19 protein-coding genes are annotated in these 25,188 nt (G+C 58.6%); 16 read left to right on the top strand and 3 right to left on the bottom strand.

Annotation, left to right across the window (positions count from 1 at the left end; all coding sequences use genetic code 11):
• Positions 1-16 precede the first annotated feature (16 nt).
• Positions 17-1,495 (bottom strand): metallophosphoesterase family protein, encoded by a 1,479-nt coding sequence (locus GF423_RS05700; protein ID WP_154327445.1) that lies wholly within the window; start codon positions 1,493-1,495, stop codon positions 17-19.
• Positions 1,496-1,662: 167 nt separating this feature from the next.
• Between GF423_RS05700 and GF423_RS05695 the strand changes: the two genes are divergently transcribed.
• From GF423_RS05695 to GF423_RS05685, 3 genes are all read left to right on the top strand, one after another.
• Positions 1,663-2,694 carry a threonine aldolase family protein gene (locus GF423_RS05695; protein WP_154327444.1) on the top strand — a complete coding sequence of 344 codons (1,032 nt, stop codon included), beginning with the start codon at positions 1,663-1,665 and terminating at the stop codon, positions 2,692-2,694.
• 115 nt (positions 2,695-2,809) lie between these two features.
• Positions 2,810-3,349: a hypothetical protein gene (locus GF423_RS05690; RefSeq protein WP_154327443.1), complete on the top strand. Its 540-nt coding sequence runs from the start codon at positions 2,810-2,812 to the stop codon at positions 3,347-3,349.
• Positions 3,350-3,436: 87 nt separating this feature from the next.
• Complete coding sequence (locus tag GF423_RS05685; RefSeq protein WP_154327442.1) at positions 3,437-4,519, top strand: mannose-1-phosphate guanylyltransferase; 1,083 nt, start codon at positions 3,437-3,439, stop codon at positions 4,517-4,519.
• 118 nt (positions 4,520-4,637) lie between these two features.
• On the opposite strand, the gene GF423_RS05680 is transcribed toward GF423_RS05685, so the two are convergent.
• Positions 4,638-5,654, bottom strand: coding sequence for a polysaccharide deacetylase family protein (locus GF423_RS05680; RefSeq protein WP_206113399.1), 1,017 nt, complete (start codon positions 5,652-5,654; stop codon positions 4,638-4,640).
• Between the two features lie 175 nt (positions 5,655-5,829).
• Between GF423_RS05680 and GF423_RS05675 the strand changes: the two genes are divergently transcribed.
• The 13 genes from GF423_RS05675 to GF423_RS05615 all read left to right on the top strand — a co-directional run bounded on the left by GF423_RS05675 (position 5,830) and on the right by GF423_RS05615 (position 21,896).
• Positions 5,830-6,405, top strand: a complete 576-nt coding sequence (locus GF423_RS05675) for a CvpA family protein (RefSeq protein WP_154327440.1) — start codon at positions 5,830-5,832, stop codon at positions 6,403-6,405.
• Between the two features lie 14 nt (positions 6,406-6,419).
• The gene (gene sufB / locus GF423_RS05670) at positions 6,420-7,886 is read left to right on the top strand and encodes a Fe-S cluster assembly protein SufB (RefSeq protein ID WP_154327439.1); all 1,467 of its coding nucleotides are present in this window, start codon (positions 6,420-6,422) and stop codon (positions 7,884-7,886) included.
• A gap of 75 nt (positions 7,887-7,961) precedes the next feature.
• Positions 7,962-8,753, top strand: a complete 792-nt coding sequence (sufC, locus tag GF423_RS05665; protein ID WP_154327438.1) for a Fe-S cluster assembly ATPase SufC — start codon at positions 7,962-7,964, stop codon at positions 8,751-8,753.
• Between the two features lie 56 nt (positions 8,754-8,809).
• A complete protein-coding gene (sufD, locus tag GF423_RS05660; RefSeq protein WP_154327437.1) occupies positions 8,810-10,174 on the top strand; it encodes a Fe-S cluster assembly protein SufD in 1,365 nt (454 codons plus the stop codon).
• A gap of 79 nt (positions 10,175-10,253) precedes the next feature.
• On the top strand, positions 10,254-11,474 hold the full coding sequence (locus tag GF423_RS05655) for an aminotransferase class V-fold PLP-dependent enzyme (RefSeq protein WP_154327436.1): 1,221 nt from the start codon (positions 10,254-10,256) through the stop codon (positions 11,472-11,474).
• Between the two features lie 343 nt (positions 11,475-11,817).
• Positions 11,818-13,221, top strand: a complete 1,404-nt coding sequence (locus tag GF423_RS05650) for an aminopeptidase P family protein (protein ID WP_154327435.1) — start codon at positions 11,818-11,820, stop codon at positions 13,219-13,221.
• Positions 13,222-13,411: 190 nt separating this feature from the next.
• Entirely contained in the window at positions 13,412-14,272 is an 861-nt protein-coding gene (locus GF423_RS05645) for a lysophospholipid acyltransferase family protein (RefSeq protein ID WP_154327434.1), read from the top strand.
• A gap of 18 nt (positions 14,273-14,290) precedes the next feature.
• A complete protein-coding gene (locus tag GF423_RS05640; RefSeq protein WP_154538304.1) occupies positions 14,291-15,583 on the top strand; it encodes a sigma-54 interaction domain-containing protein in 1,293 nt (430 codons plus the stop codon).
• A 61-nt stretch (positions 15,584-15,644) separates the two neighbouring features.
• Positions 15,645-16,163, top strand: a complete 519-nt coding sequence (gene lptE, locus GF423_RS05635; RefSeq protein ID WP_154327433.1) for an LPS assembly lipoprotein LptE — start codon at positions 15,645-15,647, stop codon at positions 16,161-16,163.
• Positions 16,112-16,936, top strand: a complete 825-nt coding sequence (locus GF423_RS05630; protein WP_154538306.1) for a DUF8458 domain-containing protein — start codon at positions 16,112-16,114, stop codon at positions 16,934-16,936. The genes lptE and GF423_RS05630 overlap by 52 nt, the downstream gene beginning before the upstream one ends.
• A 38-nt stretch (positions 16,937-16,974) precedes the next feature.
• Positions 16,975-17,268, top strand: coding sequence for a preprotein translocase subunit SecG (secG, locus tag GF423_RS05625; protein ID WP_277082323.1), 294 nt, complete (start codon positions 16,975-16,977; stop codon positions 17,266-17,268).
• Between the two features lie 147 nt (positions 17,269-17,415).
• A complete protein-coding gene (locus GF423_RS05620; RefSeq protein WP_154327430.1) occupies positions 17,416-19,149 on the top strand; it encodes a glycosyltransferase family 39 protein in 1,734 nt (577 codons plus the stop codon).
• Complete coding sequence (locus GF423_RS05615) at positions 19,146-21,896, top strand: DNA methyltransferase (RefSeq protein ID WP_154327429.1); 2,751 nt, start codon at positions 19,146-19,148, stop codon at positions 21,894-21,896. The genes GF423_RS05620 and GF423_RS05615 overlap by 4 nt, the downstream gene beginning before the upstream one ends.
• Positions 21,897-22,046: 150 nt before the next feature.
• On the opposite strand, the gene GF423_RS05610 is transcribed toward GF423_RS05615, so the two are convergent.
• Positions 22,047-24,869, bottom strand: a complete 2,823-nt coding sequence (locus GF423_RS05610; RefSeq protein WP_154327428.1) for a M16 family metallopeptidase — start codon at positions 24,867-24,869, stop codon at positions 22,047-22,049.
• Between the last annotated feature and the right edge of the window lie 319 nt (positions 24,870-25,188).

Below are 25,188 nucleotides of genomic sequence, written 5' to 3'. Positions count from 1 at the left end.
TCGATGTTGCGCGAGGCTACAGCGGCAGGGTAGTGGCGAGGTCGTCGACCACCACCTCGCGGTCGGTGCCGCAGTGGTTGCGGTCTTCCATGAAGCTGCGCAGCAGGTTGTCGAACTCGGGCAGCGCGTTTTCCTTGATGAAGCCTTGTATCGACTCGAGCAGGCCTCCCATGCCGGGCATCGAGGCGTTGAGCACACCGGTGATGCCGCTCTCGAGGCGGCTTGTCACTGCCTTTGACTGCTTGTTGCGGCCCTCGTTGCCCTCGAGAAAGATGAGGTAGGCCTGCTTGCCCACGGCATCGTACTGCTCGTGCACGATCTTGAGAAACGGCGCCGGGTCGCTTGCTGCCAGCTGCGTGCCGCCGCCCAGCAAGCCCATGATGCCCGACAGGTGCCCCATGGCGCCTTGCAGCTTCTTGTAGCCCTTGCGGGCCAGGCCGTCGACGAGGCTGGGCACGGCTTGCTCAACTTGAGCCCTGGCCTGTGCCTGCAGGTCGGGGCAGCCTGGCACCTGCTTGATAGTGCGGGTGGTGATGCTGGCCTTGCCGCCGTGCAGCCTCACCAGGCGGTAGTGCAGCGGGTAGGTGCACAGGCTGCCGGTGGCCACCTCGGTAATCGAGTCGGTGCGGTCGCTGTTGTAGTCGCGGGCAATGTCGCTCACGTGCAGGTGACCGGTGAAGATGGTGTGAATGCCGGCCGCCAGCAACTGCTGCCGGTCGCTCTCGGGGTGCGCCACCATGTAGGGGCTCAGGAAGTTGGCCTCCTTGTCGAAGTGCTCTACCACGTGATGGTGCATCATGGCTATCACGTGCTTGCCGGCCGCTGTGGCCTGGCGGGCCTGGTCGCACACCCACTCGAGCGTCGAGGCCTTGATGCGTCCGGCGCTGGGGCGCGAGTCGACGCTGTCGCCACGGCTCTTGAGCCGATTGTCGGCATAGCGGTTGCTGTCGATGCCGATCACCACATAGCCTGGCAGTGGCTCGCAGGCATAGCTCAGTGAGGCTGTATCGCGCCGCGAGCCCGCACCGTAGCCGCAGTTGCTGTAGAGCCGTGCAAACTCGTCGGGGCTCACTCCCTGGGCAGGCGAGGTCGATGCGCCGTCGTAGTAGCGCCCGTAGGGGCTGTTGATGTCGTGGTTGCCCGGTATCACCAGCACCTTGATGCCAGCCTTGCGCAGCTTGTCGAGGTGGGCAATGAAGCGCTTGTGGCTCACAAGCTCGCCGTCCTTGGTGAGGTCGCCGGTCACAAGCACCAGCCGGGGCTTGGCGGCGAGTGCCTGCCTCACGAGCTCGGCCACGATGGTGTCGCTCTGCACGATCATGCGCATGTCGCTCCGGGCCAGGGCTTGCACAGCCTGTCCCTGTTTCCTGACCAGCGCCGGGGCCATGAGATGAGGGTCGGTGAAAACCAGGATGTCGGGCCTGGTTGCTGCCATGCCTTGCAGCGAGGCAAGAGCCTCGACGAGGCATAGCACAATGACTATGAGTTGCTTCATGATGAGTTGACTGTTGTGTTTTACCTGGGGGCAAAGATAGTCGATTTCTCCCACATAATGAAAAGCTTTTTGCCCGCGGTGTACCGGGATGGGAGGGCAGGACTTTAGGTTGTGTGCTTTTTTTACTACCTTTGCCTCAACAATAAACCAAAAAAAGTGGATTGAAAATGCTGAGATTTGAAAGTGACTATATGGAAGGCTGCCATCCTGCTATCTTGAGGCGGCTGCAAGAAATCAACCTCGACAAGAACGTGGGCTACGGGCTCGACCCCTATTGCGAGAGTGCCCGCAGCAAGATATGCCAGGCCTGCGGCACCCCCGATGCACAAGTGCACTTCCTGGTGGGCGGCACGCAGACCAACATGCTGGTCATCGATGCCATGCTGCGCTACAACGACGGCATCATCGCCCTCGAGACCGGGCACATCAACGTGCACGAGAGCGGCGCCGTCGAGGCTTGCGGCCACAAGGTGATGCCTGTGAAGGGCCGCGACGGCAAGTACGACATCGATGCGCTCGAGCAGTGGCTCAAGGCTTTCTACGAGGAGACCACCGCAGTGGGCATCGAGCACTATGTGATGCCGCGCGCCCTCTACCTGAGTCACCCCACCGAGCTGGGCACCCTCTACACGCGTCGCGAGCTCATGCGCCTGCGCGAGCTGTGCGACCAGTACGGCCTGTATCTCTACCTCGACGGCGCCCGCCTGGGCTACGGGCTCATGGCCCAGGGGGGCGACCTCACGCTGCCCGACATTGCCCGCTACTGCGACGTCTTCTACATAGGAGGCACCAAGGTGGGAGCGCTAATGGGCGAGGCTGTCGTCGTCACCAATCCCAATATCGAGCTCACACGCGGCCTCATCAAGCACCGCGGCGCCATGCTGGCCAAGGGCTGGCTGCTGGGTGTGCAATTTGACACGCTCTTCACTGGCGACCTCTACCTGAAGATATCGCGCAACGCTGTCGACCAGGCCATGCGCCTGCGCCGCGGCATGGAGCTGAAGGGCTACAAGGCCTATATCGACTCGCCCACCAATCAGCAGTTCTTCGTCATGAGCAACAACAAGATGGAGGAACTGGCCCAGAAGGCAGCCTTCGACTACATCACCCCGGCCGGCGACGGCCACAGCGTGGTGCGCTTTGCCACCTCGTGGGCCACTACCAGCGAGCAGGTCGATGCCCTGCTAAGCCTGCTGTAGCGTCTCTTGGCAGTTAGGCCAAAATGTCTTATCTTTGTACCACAACCCCGGGGCGGGCTCCACATGCGCCCGCTACAGGGCTGAGCACAAACACAACAAACGAGATAGCAGCAGTATGGAACTCAAATGCCCCCATTGTGGAAAATTGCTCACGATGTCGCTCTCAGAGCTGGCATCGGGCAACGGCGTGGTGGTGTGCCCCCAGTGCCTGGGAGAATTCAAGCCCCAGCATGTAGACTTGAGCGGCATCACACCGTCGCGGCCCAAGCCCTCGGCATCCAAGCCCAGCCAGGCAGCAGTGCCCCGCGACGGGGCGGTGGCCTACTGCCACCATTGCGGCAAGCGCCTGCCTGCGCCCCGGCTCAACTATTGCCCCTATTGCGGGCACTCGCTCGGTTTCACCGGCGACAAGGCTGCCTCGGCTCCGCTGCCTGTGGAGCAACCGCAGCAGCACCTTGAGCAGCCCGGCGGCGAGGCCCAGCCCACGGTAAACACCAACTTGCTCAATACCCCCTTGCACTTCCGCCCCGAGCTGCACACGCGCGATCTCAAGGAGGAGCCCGCAAGCCTGCCGGTGCGCATCGTGTGCTGGCTGGTCATCGTGGCTCTTGCCGCCCTGTTTGTCTTTATCGTGTATATGGGCAACAAAGCATAAAATTTTGGCAATTAGCACAAAAAGCACTACCTTAGCGGTGCCGATGGCAATAATACTACAACACATCAAATAAAACAACTGGAAGTAATGAACAACAGCGACCGTTATTGCGTGATCATGTGCGGTGGTGTGGGCAGTCGTTTCTGGCCCTACAGCCGTGCCGACAAGCCTAAGCAGTTTATCGATTTCCTGGGCACAGGCCAAAGCCTGCTGCAACTCACCGTGGAACGCCTCAAGGGTGTGGTGCCTGAAGAAAACCTCATCCTTCTCACCAACGAGCAGTATGCCTCCCTCATCAAGGAGCAGCTGCCGCAGGTCAAGGACGCGCAAATCTTGCTTGAACCCGCTCGCCGCAACACAGCACCGTGCAATGCCTGGGCGGCCTATCACATACATGCCCTCAACCCCAAGGCCAAGATCATGGTGGCCCCGAGCGACCACTTGATACTGCGCCGCGAGGACTTCAGGCATAGCGTGCTCAAGGCCTTCGACTTCATCGAGCGCAACGACGTGCTGCTCACCTTCGGCGTGAAGCCCAACCGGCCCGAGACCGGATATGGCTACATCCAGGTGGGCGAGGCCATCGATGCCGACTTCTCGCACGTGAAAACCTTCACCGAGAAGCCCAACCTGGAGCTTGCCAAGGTGTTTCTCGAGAGCGGCGAGTTCTTCTGGAACTCGGGCATGTTCTTCTGGAAATCGGAGTCGATCATCAAGGCTATAGGCACCTACGCCCCCGAGGTGGCGGCCTGCTTCGAGGCCGCTCGCGAGGCTATGGGCACCCCCGAGGAGCAGGCCTGTATCGATGCCAACTACCCGTCGTGCCCCAACATTTCGATCGACTATGCCGTGATGGAAAAGGCGCCCAACGTGTGCGTCGAGCGTGTCGACTTCGGGTGGACCGACTTGGGCACCTGGGGTGCCCTCTACGACGTCTCGCCCAAGACGCGCGACGGCAATGTGACACAAAACAGCAAGACGATGCTCTTCGACAGCCACGACAACGTGATTGCCGTAAAGGGCGACAAGCTCGTCGTGGCCTCGGGGCTGAACGACTATATCGTGGCCGATGCCGACGATGCCCTGCTCATCGTGCCCCGCAGCGAGGAGCAGAAGATACGCAACTATGTGAACGAGGTGAAAATGACCTTCGGCGACAAGTATCTCTAACCCTGCCCGCCGCTCGCGCCACTGCCCCGCAAGTGCATGGTATTGATGACACGAGGCCCGCTTCCAGCCAGTACAGGAAGCGGGCCTCGTGTCGCTGCCCGGCTGCTGTGGGGGCGCGTCAGTTGGGCCACATGCCGTGCTCGCCGTGGTGGCACACGTAGTCGGTGCTCTTGATGGTGCCAAACTTGTAGCCCTGGGCTTTGAAGTACTTGATAATCGCGGGCAGGGCCTCGACGGTGGTCTTCTTGGCGGCGGCATCGTGCATGAGCAGGCACATCTGCGGGTGATAGGTGTGGCAGGCGCTGCTCACGAGCGTTGTCACAGGCACGTGGTTGCCGTCGGCGTCTTTCGAGTCGAGGCTCCAGTCCACATATTGGTATCCGCGCTTGAGCAGTGCGGCCTTGAGCGTGTCGATCCACTGGCGGTTGCCCGGGTGGTAGCGGCGGTACACGTGGTTGCTGCTGCCGCCGGGGAAGCGCACAATGCGTGTGCGCTGGCCGGTGTACTTCTCGATCTCCTGCTCAATGCGCTCCAGGTCGGCAAAGTAGGCGTCGAGGCTGGAATAGATCTTGAAGTTGTGGCTATAGGAGTGGGCGGCTACCACGTTGCCATCGCGGGCGGCCTGGGTCATGTAGGGCAGGCTCTTGGGCCACTGGGCGGTGACAAAGAATGTGGCCTTGACGCCGTTGTCGCGCAATATCTTGAGGATGTGGGGCGTGTTGGGCGAGGGGCCGTCGTCGAAGGTGAGGTAGATGATTTTCTCCTTGGGGTCGATGACCTCGATGCTGGTCTTGGCCTGGGCCACGTTGCCTGCCTCGTTCTCGGCATAGAACACCACAGGGTACTCGCCGGCTTTGCTCAAGTCGACGGCCGAGGAGTCGACAGCAATCTTCACCCGGGAGTGTGTGCTGTCGGTATACTCCACGTTGTTCATGTAGTCGGGGCGCCCGTTGGTTGCCACTTGCATGGGGAAGGCCTCGACGGCGGGCGCGATGGTGTCGGCCGCGTTTTCCTTTTCTGCTACAGATGCCGGGTTGCCCTGTGCTTGCTTGGCGTGGACATAGATGGCTGTGGCTGCCAGCATTGCTGCAATCAAGGCCAGTGCAATCCCGATGCGAGATTTACGTGTATTCATTTTTCCTTCTTCTGGTTGACTATTCATTAAATATTGCCGCTGTGCTCATTGTTTCTTTCATTTAAAATGAGGGCATAACAGATAAATCGCTTGCAAAAGTAATGAAAAAAATGGAATGTTTCGAACTCTCAACTATTTTTAGTATTTTTGCATCCTTAAATATGTAAGGTGCACGATGACTGCAATCGACATGCTCATTATGGCGACACTCGCGGCTGGAGCCGTGCATGGTTTTCGCAAGGGAATCATCGACAGGCTCTCGTGGGCGGCAGGCATCGTGGCAGGCTTGGCGGCCTGCAGGATACTGGGGGCGCGGGCTGTCGACCTGTTCTGCATGCTGTGCCCTTCCTATGTGCAGTGGCCCGCGCCGCGGCTCGCTGCAAGTGTGGCAGCCCTGGCCACGCTCTTCGCCCTGGTCTACCTCTCTTGTCGAGTGGCCGGGCTTGCAGTCAAGGGCGTGTCGCACGGGCTCAGGATGGGCAGCCTCGACAGGGCTGCCGGTGCCGTGGGGAGCTTGGTCATGACCTTGCTCGTGCTCGGACTCGTGCTCGATGCGGCATTGCTGCTCAGGCCGCGAGCAGGTGTGCTCGACAGGGCGCTCCAGCGGCGCGACCCGGTGCTGGTGGCGACCATGATGGCTGCCCCGCTCATGCTGGGAGCCGACTCGGTGAGTCTGGAGCTGCCGGCGGCGCCTGCCCCAAGTGTTGAAAACAATAACGTGAGTTCTGCCCCTGGACAGAGTGCAACATAGTATAGTGAAGAAATATGAATTCCACTCAAGGAAAAAATAACAAGGAAAAAGAAGAAAAAAAACTCATCAGCGAGGTCGCTGGCGAGGAATATAAGTATGGCTTCGTGACCGATGTCGACACCACCGTCATCCCCAAGGGTCTCAACGAGGACATCGTGCGCCAAATCTCGAAACTCAAGGGCGAGCCCGACTGGCTGCTCGAGTTTCGCCTGAAGGCCTATCGCCACCTGCTCACGCTCAAGCAGCCGCACTGGGGCCACGTGCATGTGCCCGAGCTCGACCTGCAGGCCATAAGCTACTATGCCGCACCGCGGCACAAGAGCGAGAAAAAAGAAATCGACCCCGAGGTGATGAAAACCTTCGACAAGCTGGGCATCCCCCTGCAAGAGCGCATGCAGCTCTCGGGCATGGCCGTCGACGCTATCATGGACAGCGTGAGCGTGCACACCACCTATCGCGAGAAGCTTGCCGAGCTGGGCGTGATATTCTGCTCGATAAGCGAGGCAGTGAAAGACTACCCCGACCTGGTGCGCCGCTACCTGGGCACCGTCGTGCCCTACACCGACAACTACTATGCCGCTCTCAACTCGGCTGTGTTCAGCGACGGCTCCTTTGTCTACATCCCCAAGGGGGTGCGTTGCCCCATGGACCTGTCGAGCTACTTCCGCATCAACGCCGCGCAGACGGGTCAGTTTGAGCGCACGCTCATCGTGGCCGACGACGACGCCTATGTGTCCTATCTCGAGGGCTGCACGGCTCCCATGCGCGACGAGAACCAGCTGCACGCGGCCATTGTCGAGATCGTGGTCGAGGACCGCGCCGAGGTGAAGTACAGCACTGTGCAGAACTGGTATCCCGGCGACAAAAACGGCCGCGGCGGCATCTACAACCTGGTCACCAAGCGCGGCCTGTGCCGCGGCGACTACAGCAAGCTCTCGTGGACCCAGGTGGAGACGGGCAGCGCCATCACCTGGAAATATCCCAGCTGCATCCTGAGGGGCAACAACTCGGTGGGCGAGTTCTACTCGGTGGCCCTCACACGCAACTATCAGGAGGCCGACACAGGCACCAAGATGATACACCTGGGCAAGAACACCCGCAGCACCATCGTGTCGAAGGGCATAAGCGCCGGCCACAGCCAGAACAGCTACCGCGGCATGGTGAAGATTGCCAAGAATGCCACCAACTGCCGCAACTACACCCAGTGCGACAGCCTGCTGCTCACACCCACCAGCGGAGCCCACACCTTCCCCGTGATCGAGGTGGCCAACGACAGCAGCGTGGTCGAGCACGAGGCCACTACCAGCAAGATCAACGAGGACCAGCTCTTCTACTGCAACCAGCGCGGCATCTCGACCGAGGACGCCGTGGGCCTCATCGTCAACGGCTATGCCAAGGAGGTGATGTCGAAGCTCCCCATGGAGTTTGCAGTCGAGGCACAAAAGCTGCTCAGCGTGTCGCTCGAGGGCAGCGTGGGGTGAAACCAGATTAAGTACAGTGATTTATCAATTGCGGCCCGCCGCAAGCACACATACAAGTTATAGAAAATATACAACATGTTAATAGTAAAAGATTTACATGCCTCCATCGAAGGCAAAGAGATATTGAAAGGCGTCAACCTCACGGTGAAGCCCGGCGAGGTGCATGCCATCATGGGTCCCAATGGCTCGGGCAAGTCGACGCTGAGCGCAGTGCTCACCGGCAACCCCGCCTTCACAGTGACTGGCGGCAGCGCCACCTTCTACGGCAAGGACCTGCTGGCCATGAAGCCCGAGGACCGCGCCCACGAGGGCCTGTTTCTGAGTTTCCAGTACCCGGTGGAGATACCGGGCGTGTCGATGGTCAACTTCATGCGCACAGCCATCAACGAGAAGCGCAAGTATTTCAACGAGCCGCCGCTCTCGGCCAGCGACTTCCTCAAGCTCATGCGCGAGAAGCGGGCCGTGGTGCAGCTCGACAACAAGCTTGCCTCGCGTGCCGTGAACGAGGGCTTCTCGGGCGGTGAGAAAAAACGCAACGAGATCTTCCAGATGGCCATGCTCGAGCCCCGCCTCAGTATTCTCGACGAGACCGACAGCGGCCTCGACATCGATGCCCTGCGCATCGTGGCCAGCGGCGTCAACAAGCTCAAGACGGCCAACAACGCCACCATCGTCATCACCCACTACGAGCGTCTGCTCGACTACATCAAGCCCGACTTTGTGCACGTGCTCTACAAGGGGCGCATCGTCATGAGCGCCGGCCCCGAGCTGGCCAAGGAGCTCGAAGAGCGCGGCTACGACTGGATCAAGGCCCAGGTCGACGGCGCCCCCAATTCCAGCAGCAGCGACGGCACTGCCGGCAAGTAGCGCCCCCCACACCCTCCCGAATGGCTTCACATCAACTCTATTCTTTTTTTAACACTATGACGGCATTAAAACAATATATCGACTTGTACACCGAGCATCGCGCCGCTATCGAGGCTCATGCCCCGGCAGCCCTCAACGCCTTGCGCCCGGCGGCGCTCAAGGCGCTCGACGGCGCCCGGTTGCCCCGCAAGGGCGAGGAGGACTATGAGGGCACCGACCTCGAGCAGGCCTTTGCCCCCGACTATGGCGTGAATGTGAACCGCACGCCCTTCACTGCCGACCCCGGCCAGGCATTCAGTTGCGACGTGCCCAACATGAGCACCTGTCTCTATTTTTTCTACAACGACATTTTCAGCCCCAGCCGCACAGCGCGCCAGCTGCCCGGCGGGGTGGTGGTAGAGTCGCTGGCCCAGGCACAGCACAACCATCCCGAGATACTCGCCAAGTACTTGGGCAGCCTTGCCGACTTGTCGAAGCCCGAGGTGGCGCTCAACACCCTGCTGGCCCAGGACGGCATGCTGGTCTACGTCCCCGACGGGGTCATGGCCGAGAAACCCATTCAGCTGGTCAATATCTACAATGCGGCCGCCCCTGTGATGGCTGTGAGACGCCTGCTTGTGGTCGTGGGCGAGAATGCCCACGCCAAGATGCTCGTGTGCGACCACACGCAGAACACCGGTGTCGACTATCTGGGCAGCCAGGTGGTCGAGATCGTGGCCCTCAAGGATGCCACCTTCGACTACTACGACCTCGAGGAGACCAATGCCTCGACCCACCGCGTGTCGTCGGTCTTTGTCGACCAGCGCGAGGGCAGCAACGTGCTCGTCGACGGCATGACGCTCTTGAACGGCTTCACCCGCAACGACTACTATGTGAACGTCGACGGCGAGCACTGCCAGACCCAGCTGCTGGGCATGACCATCGCCTCGGGCACGCAGCACGTCGACAACCACAGCCTGCTGTGCCACAACAAGCCCAACTGCCACAGCAACGAGATGTTTAAGTATGTGCTCAACGACGAGGCCGTGGGCGCCTTTGCCGGCAAGATACTGGTCAAGCCCGGCTGTCCCAAGACCGATGCCTACCAGGGCAACCGCAACATCGTGGCAGCTCCCACAGCCAAGATGTACAGCAAGCCTCAGCTCGAAATTTACACCGACGATGTGCAGTGCTCCCACGGCACAGCCATAGGCCAGCTCGACGAGGAAGCCCTGTTCTACATGCGCACCCGCGGCATCCCCCTCGACCAGGCGCGCATGCTGCTCATGCAGGCCTTTGTCGACGACGTGATCGACGGCGTGCGCCTCGATGCGCTCAAAGACCGCCTGCGCCACCTGGTGGAGAAGCGCTTTCAGGGCAAGATGGCCATGTGCCAGGCCTGTGCCGGCAATGGCTGCAACAGCAAAATTGAAACGTATTAGTCAACAAGAAAAAAAGAAACACATGTGTTTCGGCACTCCCAATCAGTGTGTCTTAATGTAAGTAACTCAATATAAGAGAATGTCACAACAATTAGACATCGACCAGATCAGGGCCCAGTACCCTATACTCACCCGCAAGATCGACGGGCACGACTTGATATATCTCGACAACGCTGCCACCTCGCAGACTCCGCGCTGTGTGGTGCAGACCATCGAAGACATGTACTACATGCACAAGGCCAACGTGCACCGCGGCGTGCACACCATCTCCCAGGAGGCTACCGACCGTGTCGAGGCCACACGCGAGAAGGTGCGCGACTACATCAATGCCGGCTCCACGCAGGAGGTGATCTTCACCCGCGGCACGACCGAGGCTATCAACCTGGTGGCGTCGACCTTTGGCGACATGCTCTACAACGGCGACGAGATTATCGTCACGGCCATGGAGCACCACAGCAACATCGTGCCCTGGCAGCTCATAGGGCGCCGCAAGCGTGTGCGCCTGCGCGTGGTGCCGGTGAGCGACCGCGGCGAGTGTGACCTCGACGCCTACGAGGACTTGTTTACCGACTCTACCCGCTTTGTGGCGCTCGCCCACGTGAGCAACGTGCTGGGCACCGTCAATCCCGTGAAGGAGATGATCGCCATTGCCCACCGCCACGGTGTGCCGGTGCTCATCGACGGCGCCCAGGCCATGCCCCACATGCGTGTAGATGTCAAGGACCTGGACTGCGACTTTTATGCCTTCTCGAGCCACAAGATGTATGGTCCCACCGGCGTGGGCGTGCTCTATGGCAAGCGCCACTGGCTCAACACCATGGCGCCCTACCAGGGCGGCGGCGAGATGATAGGCAACGTCACCTTTGAGCACACCACCTTTGCCGACCTCCCCTTCAAGTTTGAGGCCGGCACGCCCGACTATGTCGACGTGGCCGCCTTTGGCGCCGCCATCGACTACATCAAGGAGCTGGGCATGGAAAACATTGCCGCCCACGAGCACGAGTTGCTCGAGGAGGCCACCCGCGAGTTGCTCGAGATACCAGGCATGCGCATCTTTGGCACCCAGTCGGGCAAGGGGGCTGTCATCTCCTTCCTGGTGGGCGACATCAGCAGCTACGACATGGGGCTGCTGCTCGACAAGCTGGGCATTGCCGTGCGCACGGGCCATCATTGCGCACAGCCCCTGATGCAGCGCTATGGCGTGCAGGGCATGGTCAGGGCCTCGTTTGCCGTCTACAACACGCTCGACGAGGTGCACCGCTTCACGGCCGCCGTCAAGCGCGTGGCCGGCATGTTCTGAGCCCCGCCCCCCACTGCGGTTTTGCCATCAACGGCCCTTGTGGCCGTGAGCACCATAGTTTTGCGCCCGCAGCCACATTACCCTTGTGGCGGCGGGTGCATGATTTTGTGCCAGCTGCCAGAAAGGTGATTTTGGTAAATTCTCCCCTAAAAATAGAAATAGGCAACTGTGTGTGTCATCATGTATACGTTGTGGGTGCGGTGTCCATAAGCAGGCTCCGGCGTGAACGTGACGGCATCGGCGTTTTGTGGGGGTGGGTGCTTGCTTTTGTTTTCTATTTTTGCTACCTTTACCGCAATCAACACAGAGTAATAGTCACAACAATAAAAAATCATAAACTACTATGTTTAGCAAGGATGTATATGTAAACCGTCGCAACGAGCTCAAGCGGCTCGTGAAGAGTGGCGTGATTGTGCTCTTTGGCAACAATGGCGCCCCCAACAACTACCCGAGCAACTGCTATGAGCCGTTTCGCCAGGACTCGGCGTTCATGTATTACTTCGGCCAGTTTCTCGACCCGGGATTTGTGGGCGTGATCGACGTCGACAACGACGAGGAGTGGCTTCTGGGCGACGACGTGAGCGTTGAGGATATTGTGTGGTATGGCGATGTGACCAAGGTGGCCCAGATGGCCGAGATGGTGGGCGTGGCTCACAGCGCCCCCCATGCCAAGATAAAGGAAATCGTAGACCAGGCACGGGCCAAGGGCCGCAAGGTGCACTTCCTGCCGCCCTACCGCCACGACACCATGATCGAGATCATGGATCTCACAGGCATTCACCCCGCCAAGCAGCGCGAGGCAGCCTCGCTCGAGCTCATAGGGGCCGTGGTGAAGATGCGCTCTACCAAGAGCGAGCTGGAGATTGCCGAGATCGAGAAGGCCTGCGCAGTGGGCTACATGATGCACACCACTGCCATGCGCCTCACCAAGCCTGGCGTGACCGAGAAGTACATTGCCGGCCAAATGGAGGGCGTCGTGCGCAGCTATGGCTATCAGGTGAGCTTCGGCACCATCTTCTCGCAGCACGGCGAGATCATGCACGGCAACCCCAGCGAGCGCAAGCTCGAGAGCGGCCGCCTGGTGCTGTGCGACGCCGGCGCCGAGACGGTGACGGGCTATTGCAGCGACAACACCCGCACCTATCCTGTTAACGGCAAGTTCACCCAGCGCCAGCTCGAAATCTACAGCATTGTCGAGGCTTGCCACGACTATGTGCTCGAGGTGGCCAAGCCCGGTGTGAAATATGCCGACGTGCACTTTGCCGTGTGCCGCCTCATGACCGACCGGCTCAAGGAGCTGGGCTTCATGCGCGGCGACACCGAGGAGGCTGTGCGTGCCGGTGCCCATGCCATGTTTCTGCCTCACGGCCTGGGCCACATGATGGGCATGGACGTGCACGACATGGAAGGCCTGGGACAGATATATGTGGGCTTCGACGCCGAGACGCGGCCCAACCTGGAGCAGTTTGGCACCAACTGCCTGCGCATGGGGCGCCGGCTGGAGCCGGGCTTTGTGGTCACCGACGAGCCAGGCATCTACTTCATTCCCGCCCTCATCGACGACTGGAAAGCCAGCGGGCACTGTGCCGAGTTCCTCAACTTCGACAAGCTCGAGGAGTACAAGGACTTTGGCGGCATACGCATCGAGGACGACGTGCTCATCACGCCCGACGGCTGCCGCTTCCTGGGCAAGGACCGCATCCCCTACCACCCGCACGACGTAGAAGACTTCATGCAGGACAACTGATGCCGATCGCCGCTGCCGCCGGCGCCGCGCTATGAAGGGGAACGGTGGCACGGTTCTGCCATTTTGACATATTTTTAACGGTAATCTTGCGATACTTCGTGAGATTATCGTTATCTTTGCACTTGCGTCTCATCGAAGTCTCGCTTGCTGAACTTCATGACGACACTTCACGACGTTGAAACTGCACGATATGGAACACGACCAAACCCCACAGGCCAGCCAGCAGCCCATCAAGCGCACGGTGCTGGACTATGACGACATACGCAAGATGATACCTTACTTCGACGGCAAGCCGCGGCTGGTGAAATTCCTGAGCCATGTGCTCGCCCTCGACAAGGTGAACTGGATACACGCCCACAACTGCGACACGCCCGGCGTGCCCTTTGTGCAAGGATTGCTCAAGGACCTGAACATCACCATCGAGCTCAACAACGGCCAGGTGCTCGACCACCTGCCCCAGGGCGGCTTCATCACGGTGAGCAATCACCCCTTTGGCGCGCTCGACGGCATCATGCTCATCAAGCTCATAGGCGAGCGCCGCCCCGACTTCAAGGTGATGGTCAACATGGTGCTCAACTACATAAGTGCCATGCGTCCCAACTTCATCATGGTCGACGCCCTGGCCAGCAACGACCCCAAGCGTCGGGCCGAGAGCGTGCGCGGCATTGCCGAGGCCATGCGCCATGTCAAGGACGGCCACCCGCTGGGTTTCTTTCCGGCAGGGGCTGTGTCGAAGTTCACCTGGGACCTCCACATCGAGGACCGCGCCTGGCAGCCCACGGTGATGCGGCTCATCAAGAAGCTCAAGGTGCCAGTAGTGCCCATCTACTTTCACGGGCACAACAGCCTCGTGTTCACTATACTGGGCATGATCGACTGGCGCCTGCGCACCCTCAAGCTGCCCAGCGAGGTGTTTCGCCGCAAGAACGACACCTTCCGCATCTCGATAGGCGATCCCATCAGCCCCGAGGTGCAGTCCCGCTACCAGTCGCTCGACGACCTGGGCGCATTTTTGCGAGGCAAGACCTATGAGATGAAAAAATGGAAATAAACGACTCAATTCACTATTATGGCTATCACTAAAATTTCGTCCAATGTGCAGAGCGTGAAGCAGCGCTTCTCGATCATAGGCAACTCGCCCAAGTTGCTTGTGGCCATCGACCGCGCCCTTCAAGTGGCTCCCATCGACTTGAGCGTGCTCATCATTGGCGAGAGCGGCGCAGGCAAGGAATTCTTCCCCCAAATCATACACACCAACAGTGCCCGCCGGCACAACAAGTATATCGCCGTCAACTGTGGCGCCATTCCCGAGGGTACTATCGACAGTGAGCTCTTCGGGCACGAGAAGGGTGCCTTCACCGGAGCCATAGCGGCCCACAAGGGATACTTTGAGGAGGCCAACGGCGGCACCATCTTCCTCGACGAGGTGGCCGAGCTGCCGCTCACCACCCAGGCCCGCCTGCTGCGTGTGCTTGAGTCGGGCGAGTACATGCGTGTGGGCTCGGCCGAAGTCAAGAAAACCAACATACGTGTAGTGGCCGCCACCAACAAAGACATGGTGCGCGCCGTGAAAGAGGGCAAGTTTCGCGAGGACTTGTACTACCGCCTTTCGACGGTGCAAATCAACATACCGCCCCTGCGCGACCGCGGCGACGACGTGTGGCTGCTCACCCGCAAGTTCAGCCACGACTTTGCCGACAACTACCACATGCCGCAAGTCGAGTACACTGGCGAGGCACGCCAGGCCATAATGGGCTACCGCTGGCCAGGCAACGTGCGCCAGCTCAAAAACGTGGTGGAGCAAATCGCCCTCTTCGAGGCTGGCAACACGCTCACGGGCGACGATGTGCGCCGCTACCTGCCCTATGCCACCGACGACATGAAGCCCGTTGTCGCCAGCCAGGCTTCGGCCTTTGACTACAACCGCGAGCGCGAGCTCATCTTCAAGATGATATTCCAGCTCCAAAGCGAGATCGAAAACCTCAAGACCGCCGTCGAGACGGGCAGCCACGTGGCCCACATCAACGACGACGTGGCCGAGCTCAAGCGCCAGTCGAAGCAGCTGGTGGGCAGCCTGTCGAAGTACAAGTCGCCCGAGCTCAAGTCGATAGGTCTCGACGACTACGGCGCAGTGCCCGGTGCCGCACCGCAAGTGCACGAGGTAGACGCCACCGCGGTCGAGCCCGACGAGGTGCGGCCGGTGAAAACCCTCGAGGACACCGAGCGCGAGACCATCACCCGTGCGCTCGAGCGCAACTGCGGCCGCCGCAAGAAGACGGCCGAGGAGCTCAACATCTCTGAACGCACGCTCTATCGCAAAATCAAGGAGTACGGCCTGGAGTCGCGCAACCTGAAGAGTTGACAACATCATGTGGTGCAGTTCAATTGAAAATCGACTATCGGCTATGTTTCGCAACAAGAAAATGCTACGACGCGCTATCGCAATATTCACACTCGTGCTGCTTGTGCTCGTGCCCAGCTCGTGCAAGATAAGCTACAAGCTCAACGGCGCCGCACTCGACTACACCGTCTACAAGACCGTGTCGTTCAGCGATTTCCCTATACGAGCCTCGCTGGTCTACCCGCCGCTGCAGCAGCTCTTTGAAAACAAGCTCAAAGACATGGTGACGCAAAACACGCGCCTGCACGTGATCGACAGCCCCAACAGCGACCTGCGCATCGAGGGCGAGATCACAGGCTACTCGCTCAGCCCCCAGGCCGTGAGCGACAATGCCTATGCCAGTCGCACGCGCCTCACCATCTCGGTGCACGTGAAATATATCGACAACAAGAACGCGGCCCTGTCGACCGACCAGACCTTCTCGGCCTACCGCGACTTCGACAGCAACCAGCTGCTCACCGACGTGCAAGACCAGCTGTGCTCCGAGATATGCGACGACTTGAAGGACTTGATTTTCAATGCAACCTTAGGCAACTGGTGATGGACATACTACACGACATCGACAAGATAATGGGCGGCGACACCACGGTGGCCACCCGCGAGTGGCTCGACGAGGCACTCGAGCGCTACCCCTACTTCGCACTGCCAGCCCTGCTCTACCTCAAGCAGCACGGCATCGAGGGCGACGACAACCGGGCCATCCTCGACCGCTTGGCTCTCGTGACCCCCGACCGCCAGGCCCTGGCCATGCAACTGGGCGTATCGGCCCAGCTCTTTGCCAGCTTCTATCCCGAGCCCCTGCAGCAGCAGGCCACACCGGGCACCGACGAGGCCATCGACCAGTTTCTCAACACCTTCGGGTCGACGAGCAGCAAGGAGATCGAGGCCATCAACAATGCCATCTTCAATCCCACGCCCGACTATGCCGATGTGCTTGCCGCCCAGGAACGCGACGAGGGCGGCACCGCCGACGCCACCGACCTCGACATGAGCCACGACGACGAACTCATCAACAAGTTTATCGCCCAGGAGCGCGAGCGCGAGAAACGTCAATCCCTGTCGGTGCCACAGCAGCACGTGGAACCCGCCGCGGCAGCCGAGATCGCCCACACGCCCATCGCCGAGCCCAAGCCGCAAGACGACTCGATGCTGAGCGAGTCGCTGGCCAAGATGTACATCTCGCGAGGCAAATATTCTAAGGCTCTTGAAATTATAGAGAACATAAATTTGAAATTTCCAGAAAAAAGTATTTACTTTGCAGACCAAATACGTTTCTTAAGGAAATTGGTACTCAACGAAAAAAGTAAAAAATAAAAATCAGATAAAATATTATGTATGGTATTTTTGCAACTTTGATTACAATTGCATCGATCGTCTTGGTGGGTGTAATCTTGATTCAAAAGTCTAAGGGCGGCGGCCTTGCTGCCAATGTCAACAACTACAACCAGTTTATGGGTGTGCGCAAGACAACCGATTTTATCGAGAAGCTCACTTGGGGCCTGGCAATATTCATCTGCGTGCTTTCGATATGCACCTGCCTGTTCACCGACACCCAGTATGTGACTCGTGAGAAGATGCCTACCTTGAAGGACATGCCTGTGCAGCAAAATCAAGGCACGCCTATCAATACTCCTGCACAGAAGTAAGCGTCAGCCCACACACACACACACAATTTTACGCGATATAGCAGCGCCCTTGTGCTCATGAAGACATAGGGCGCTTGTTTTGTTGTTGTTTTTTCACTACCTTAGCACCAGCCCCAGCGGTGGGGCACTGCACAATACACACACACAATGAAAAAACCTGCAGCCAGCACGTTGACAAGCAAGATAGATGCCCGCAGCGGCCTGTGGATGGGAATAGCCACCCTCGTAGTGGCGGCCTATCTCACGGTGGGCGCCGTGTTTGGCCTCGACGTGTGCGACAGCGGGTTTTACATGACCTTCTATGCCCGCATCTTCGATGCACCCGGCACGGTGGAGTACAACTTCATGTACTACCTGAGCGGTCTGGTGGGCGGCACGTTGCTGCATTTCTTCCCTGGCATGGGGCTGCTGGGCATGCGCCTTGCAGGTATTGTCGTCGTCGTGGGCAGCATGTGGCTGGCCTTTCTGTACCTGCGCACGCTCTTCAGGCCCTCGGGCGTGATACTGGCCCTGGTGGTGGCAGCTTTCTCCTATATCCTCATCCCCGTCACGCTGTGCAACGACTTGCTGGCCATCATGCTGTGGGTGGCTGCAGCAGTGTTGCTCTGCCAGGGCTTGATGCGCAGCAACGCCTGGCTCGTGGCGCTGTCGGGCCTGGTGATGGGCGTCAACATCTTCACGCGGGTGCCCGATGTGCTGGCCCTGGGGCTGCTCGTGCTCCTGCCCGCAGTGCACGGCGGCAGGCATCGTGGCCGGCTCATGCTCGCAGGCCTGGGGGGCGCAGTGGCAGGCGTGGGCATCATGGCGGCCCTCATGTGGGGGCTGGGGCACCTGGGCATTTTCCTCGACAACATGACCGACTTGCACGCCCTGGCCACCGGCCAGAAGGGCGCCTCGACCCACTCGGCGGCATTCTTGCTCATGTCGCAGCTGGGCTTCTTCAAGACCGAGCTGTGGGTGGGCGTGAAATATGGCTTGGTGGCCTGGCTCTACATCAAGGTGGGCGACTGGATTGAGCTGCGGCCGCTCAGGTGGCTGTTGCGCTTGACCTGCATCGTGCTCGTGGTGTGGCTCACCCTGCGCATCAACATCGTGCGGCCGGTGTGGATACTTGCCGTGGCGGGCTGCATCTATGTCATCGTCATGGGCAACCCGCAGCAGCGCATGGCGGCCTGGGCGGGTCTCTACACGGCGCTGGTGTTTCCCGTGGGCAGCGACGGCTATGCCTACAACAGCGGCACGCTGGTCACACTGCTGGCCTTGCCGGTAGCCGCCTCGCTGTGGATCGACAACCACGGCCGCGACCTGCTCGCGGTCTTTGCACTGGTGTGCGCCTTCAAGTTGGTTTCGGGCGATGTGTACTTCGACCAAGGCCCTGTGTGGGAGAAGACGGCGACGGTGCACAACCCTCGGGTGGCCGGCATCTACACCACACCCGCGCGCGCGGCTGTGGTCGACAGCATGTTGCGCGGCATCGAGCCCTGGGTGAGTGCCGGCGACACGCTCATGGTGTATGGCAGCATGCCCCTGGTCAACTACATGACCGACACGCGCCCCTACATGGGCTGCTCGTGGCCCGAGCTGTTGAGTGCCGGCCTGCTGCGCTCCAAGCTCGACAAGGCTGCCGCTGCCGGCCCGCTGCCGGCCGTGCTGCGCCAGCGGTTCAACACCATAGGGCAACACTGGGGGCGTCCCGCGCCCGACCTCGACCACTACAACGTGCGCTCGCCATTTCTCGACGATGCCAAGCTGGCCGCGCTCAATGCCTTCTTGCGCCGCCATCACTATCGCATCGCTTACCAAGACTCGCATTTTGTGCTCTACCTCCCCCCATCCTGGCCCCGGCAAAAAAATAACTTTAACAACCCAAACCCAAAATGAACACCGAGAAGCAACAACGCCAGGCCGCTATTGAGTTTGCCAAACGTTGGCACGGCAGAGGCTATGAAAAAGGCGAGAGCCAACGCTACTGGCTCGACCTGTTGGGCAACGTCTATGGCGTGCCCAATCCCACCGAGTGGGTGGAGTTTGAAGACAAGGTGCAGCTCGACTCCACCTCGTTTATCGATGTGATGATACCAGCCACTCATGTCATGATCGAGCAAAAGTCGCTGGGCAAGGACTTACGCAAGCCCATACGCCAAAGCGATGGCACCATGCTCACCCCGTTCCAGCAGGCGCAGCGCTACTCGGCCGCGTTGCCCTACTCGCAACGCCCTCGCTGGATAGTGACTTGCAACTTTGCCGAAATCGACGTCTACGACATGGAAAACCCCAACAGCGAGCCGCAGCACATCGCGCTCATCAATCTGGGCGACGACTACTACCGCTTGCAGTTTCTCGTCGACACGGGAAGTGTCCACATCAACAAGGAAATGGAAGTGAGCATGCAGGCTGGCGAGATTGTGGGCCGCATCTATGATGCGCTCATCAAGGAGTATGACCTGACCGACCCTCGCTCGATGCGGTATCTCAACATCTTGTGTGTGCGACTGGTGTTCTGCCTCTATGCCGAGGATGCCGGCATTTTTGGACGGCACGACATGTTTCACGACTATCTTGACCGGTATGAGGCCGCCGACATGCGCGACGCCTTGCTGCGCGTTTTCGACACGCTCAACACCCCGGTCGAGCGTCGCAGCAAGTATTTGCGTCCCGACCTGGCCGCCTTCCCTTATACCAATGGCGGGCTCTTTGCCGAGCAAATCGACGTGCCGCCTTTTACCGAGGAGATGCGGCATGTGCTGTTGCAACATGCATCGCTCGACTTCGACTGGTCGCAAATTTCGCCCACCATCTTTGGTGGCGTGTTTGAGAGCACCCTCAATGCTGTCACCCGTCGGTCGGGCGGCATGCACTATACCTCGATCGAAAACATACACAAGGTGATCGACCCGCTGTTTCTCGATGGCCTCAAGCGCAAGTTGGCCGACATCACCGACGAGCCGGTGTTTAAACGCCGTCTCAAGGCTCTGCACGAATTTCAAGACCAGCTGGCCTCGCTTGTTTTTCTCGACCCCGCGTGCGGCTCTGGCAATTTTCTCACCGAGACCTACCTGTCGTTGCGACGGCTCGAGAACCAGGTGATCAAGCTCATCTACAACATGGAGCCCCTCGATGCCTTTGTCAATCCCATCAAGGTGAGTATCAATCAATTCTATGGCATCGAGATCAACGATTTTGCCGTCACCGTGGCCACCACAGCGCTGTGGATAAGCGAGAGTCAGATGATGGCTGAGACCGAGAGCATCATTCACCACGACATCGACTTCTTGCCCTTGCACAGCTATGCCAACATTCACGAGGGCAATGCCCTGCACATGGATTGGCGTCATGTATGTCCCCATCCGGACTATATTATCGGTAACCCGCCGTTTGTGGGGGCACGATTGATGTCGCCGGAGCAAAAGGATGACATGCTCTATGTGTTTGGCAAGGATTGGAAAAACCTCGGTAATATCGATTATGTCGGTGCATGGTACAAACGTAGCGCCGAATTGATGAAGGGAACTTCCATACAGACAGCTCTTGTGTCAACCAATTCGATATCACAGGGTGAGCAAGTGGCCAATCTTTGGGCTCCGTTAATGAGGGATGGCCTAAAGATCAATTTTGCTCACTGCACGTTTCGCTGGGATAGTGAGGCTTCATTAAAGGCTCACGTACACGTCGTAATTGTGGGCTTTTCTTATGTCGACAACCACAATAAGTTTATCTTCGACAATGGACAAACGATAAAGGCAGCACATATAAATCCGTATCTCGTAGACGCGCCGGACACATTCATTCACAGTCGCAGTAAGGCTCTCTGCAATGTTCCGGCCATAGGTATTGGCAATCAGCCTATTGATGGCGGCAACTATCTTTTCAAAAAAGAAGAGATGGATGAATTCATAAAGAAAGAGCCTAAATCAGCATCATATTTCCATCTTTGGTACGGCTCTGAGGAATTCATCCATCAAAAGCCCAGGTATTGTCTTTGGCTTGGCGACTGCTCACCTAAGGAAATCAACGAGATGCCGTTATGCAAAAAGAGGGTCGAGAATGTTCGTCTCCTCCGTCTTGCCAGCAAAAGGGCGGGGACACGCAGGCTGGCCGATCGCCCCACACGCTTCCTCGTGGAGAACATGCCGAATGGAGACTCAATTATAATTCCATCGGTTTCATCGGAAAAGCGCAGATATGTGCCGATGGGATTTATTCATAAAGGCACCTTTGCAAGTAATCTTGTTCTTCTCATCCCCTCTGCCACTCTTTACCACTTTGGCATTTTGGAAAGCAACGTGCACATGGCTTGGATGCGGGTCGTGTGCGGCCGCTTGGAGATGCGCTATCGTTATTCCAAGGATGTGGTGTACAACAACTTCCCGTGGCCCTCGCCCACGGCCGAGCAAGCAGAGAAGATAGCGACTACCGCTCAGGGCATACTCGATGCCCGCAGCCACTATCCCGACTCCTCGCTGGCCGATCTCTACAACCCTAACTTGATGCCCTATGACTTACTGGAGGCGCACCGGGCCAACGACCGTGCTGTGATGGCTGCCTATGGCTTTGCGACGCGCATGACCGAGACCGAGTGTGTGTCGCGCCTTTTCGACCTCTACAGTGCCATGGCCCACATGGGCTAAAAAGCCCACTGCCGCTCCCGTTGCGGGTTGCAGGGGTTGAGCGCTGGACGTGCGGGGTAAAAATAGAAAAGCCTGCGGGGAGCCGCAGGCTTTTGCTGTGTGTTATGGGCTGGCGCTCTCGGGGCGATGCGCCGGCCGTGGGTTGTTGCCTTACTCGGCGGGGAGCATAGTCACTTCCACCTCGTTGCCCGAGCTCAGGATCACCTTGTTGACGAAGTCCTTGATCGATGCAGGAGTGAGGCTCGAGACGATGCTCTTGTAGTTGGTGTACAGGTCGATACCGCGGCCCACATACATCGAGAGCACGTTCATCCAGTAGCTGTTCTCCTTGGCGTTCTCGTCGGCATCCTTTATCATCTTGGCTTGAATGTCCTTGAGCGTGCCGGCGTCGACCGTCTTGCCAATCGAGAGCATCTCGTCGCGCATGAGCTTGATGGCCAGGTCTTTCTTCTCAGGCTTCATTTGCACTTGGCCCAAGACGTAGGTGTAGGGCACGTCGCCGGTCACCTGAGAGCCGCCGGTTGCACCGGGCGAGTAGGCAGCGCTGGCCTTCTCGCGTATCTCTTGCAGGTAGAGCTTGTCGAGGATGTCGCCCACCACGCCAGCCTTGATGCTGTTTTCGAGGCTGTAGGGCGCCTTGTCGTTGAACCACACCATGCGGCACATGGGCTTGGGCGTCTCCATCTTCTTGGTGAAGATGTTGGTGACCTTGCCGTGAGGATAGGAGGCCACGTTCTTGTAGTTAGACTTCTTGCTCTTGTCGCCGGGCAGCGAGGCAATGTATTGCTCGATGAGCGGCTTGATGGTAGCCATGTCGAAGCTGCCCACAAAGTAGAAGGTGAAGTCGGCCGCATTGGCAGTGCGCTCCTTGGCGATTTGCAGTGCGCGGTCGTAGCTGGCGTTCTTGAGGTCGTCGGCATAGAATGGCTTGTCGCGCCAGCTGTGGTTGCCCATTGTGTAGCTCACGCTGTCGAAGAACACGCTCTCGGGACGCAGGCTCTTGTTTTTGAGTGCGTTCTCGATGAGGCTCATCGTGGCGTCGTATTGCTTCTGGTCCTTCTTGATGTTGGTGAAGTACAGGTAGTTGAGCTGGAACATCGTCTCCAGGTCCTTCTTGGTGGAGTTGCCGTTGAGGCGAGTGTAGGAAGTGCTCATGTCGAGATCGACGTTCACGTTCTTGCCAGCCAGGGCCTTGGTGAGCTCGGTACTGCTGAAGTCGCCCAGTCCGCTCACGCCAATGATGGTGCCGAAGAGCGAGCTGGTGGCATAGTCCTTGGGGCCGTAGAGCGAGCTGCCGCCCTTGGCCTCGGCCTGATACTTGATTTCGTCTTCCTTGAAGGTGGTGGGTTTGAGCACCACCTTGGCGCCGTTGCTCAGGGTGAGCTCGGTGTAGCCCAGCTTGTCATTCTTGGTCTCTTTCACGATCTTGCCAGGCTTGGGCATGGTGCTCATGAGGGGCTCCTGCTTCACGTTGTCGACATAGGGCTCAATCTTGGCTGCGTGGGCAGCGTCGATGGCAGCCTTGAGGCTGGCCACTGTGGGATAGACGGCGCCCTCTTTCTCCTGGTTGAAGTTGATCACGACCATGTTGGTGTCGCTCAGGCTCACAAACTCCTTGAGGGCCTCGTTGATGGCCTCGACGGGAATGTTGGGGGCAAGCATGTTCATCATCTGGTACTTGGTCTCGATCGAGGTCATGGGCTCCTTCTCCAGGTAGTTGCTGGCATAGAGGCGGCCAAAGCGCTCGGTGCTCTGCTTGTCGCGGTTGTTGTAGGCCTTCTCCAGGTTGCTCAGGTAGTCGCTCTTGGCGCGCTCATACTCGGTGGCGGTGAAGCCGTACTTGCGGGCTTGGAGCACTGTCTCGAGGGCACTTTGCAGGGCCTCGGCGGTCTTGCCTTCCTTGGGGAGGGCATAGACTTGGAAGGCGTCTTTGGTCTTGGAGAAGAGATACTGGCCGTCGCCGGCACCTGCCTGGATAAACGGGCAGTTGGGGTCTTGGGACTTCTCCTGGAAGCGCATGCCAAACATCTGGTCGATCATGTCTTGCACATAGCCGTAGGCCAGATACTGCACGCCGCCCTTCATGTTCTCGGGGAAGGGGTCGTGCTTGTACATGAGTTGCACTATGCTGTATTGCTGCTCCTTGTCCTTGTCGACCACGATGATGGGCTCGTTGTTGTCGGGCACGGGCTCCTCGGTCACCTGGGCAGCGTCTTTGGCCGGTGCGGGAATCGAGCCGAAGAGCTCCTTGATCTTGTTGATGGTGTAGGGCACGTTGATGTCGCCCACCACGATGATGGCTTGGTTGTCGGGACGATACCACTTGTGGTAGTAGTCGCGCAGCTCCTTGTACTTGAAGCCGTCGACCACGCTCATCAAGCCTATGGGCATGCGCTTGCCATACTTGGAGCCGGGATAGAGCGTCTCGAGGTCGCGCTCAAGCATGCGCTGGCTCGGGGAGAGGCGCATGCGCCACTCCTCGTGTATCACGCCGCGCTCCTCGTCGATTTCCTTGTCCTCGAGCAGCAGGCCGTTGCTCCAGTCCTTGAGGATGAGCAGGCACGAGTCGAGGGCACTCTGGCGGCCGCTGGGCACGTCGCTGATGTTGTACACCGTCTGGTCGATGCTGGTGTAGGCGTTCAGGTCACGGCCAAATTCCACACCCAGCGAGCGGGTGTAGTCGATCACGCCGTTGCCCTTGAAGTGCTCGGTGCCGTTGAAGCACATGTGCTCCAGGAAGTGGGCCAAGCCGCGCTGGCTCTCCTCTTCCTGCAACGAGCCCACACGTTGAGCAATGTAGAAGTTTACATGGTGCTCAGGGTAGTTGTTGTAGCGCACGTAGTAGGTGAGTCCGTTGGCAAGCTTGCCTGTGTGCACGGCTGTGTCTTGAGGCACGGCCATGTCTTGAGCCATGGCACAGAAGGCACTGGTCAATAGCATGAGGGCAATTGCCATTAAGTTTTTAATTCTCATAGAAAAGTTTGTTTAAAAAATATATAATTTGAATTCTGAAAAAAGTTCTGTTTCACAGTGTCTATAGCATAGACGCACGACAGGGTCGAAAAGTTACATTTCTAAAGAGATATTTTCAGCAAAGATAATGTTTATTTTTATATGTGTGTGGTTTTTCGCTTTTTTTTACTTTTATTTTACCCAGGCTATGACAGGAGGCCGCCCCATAGTTATTAACAAAAAGGGCGACTTATCAACAGTTTTCTCATTTTAACGCTGATTTCTAAGTTTTTTTGCCCGAAAAGGATTTCCTTTGCAATGGTAAAAGAAGGAATATTTG

Origin of the sequence: Sodaliphilus pleomorphus, assembly GCF_009676955.1 — a bacterium.
In the GTDB taxonomy this organism is placed as follows: Bacteria; Bacteroidota; Bacteroidia; order Bacteroidales; family Muribaculaceae; genus Sodaliphilus; species Sodaliphilus pleomorphus.
This window is presented reverse-complemented; position numbering and strand designations above follow the sequence as displayed.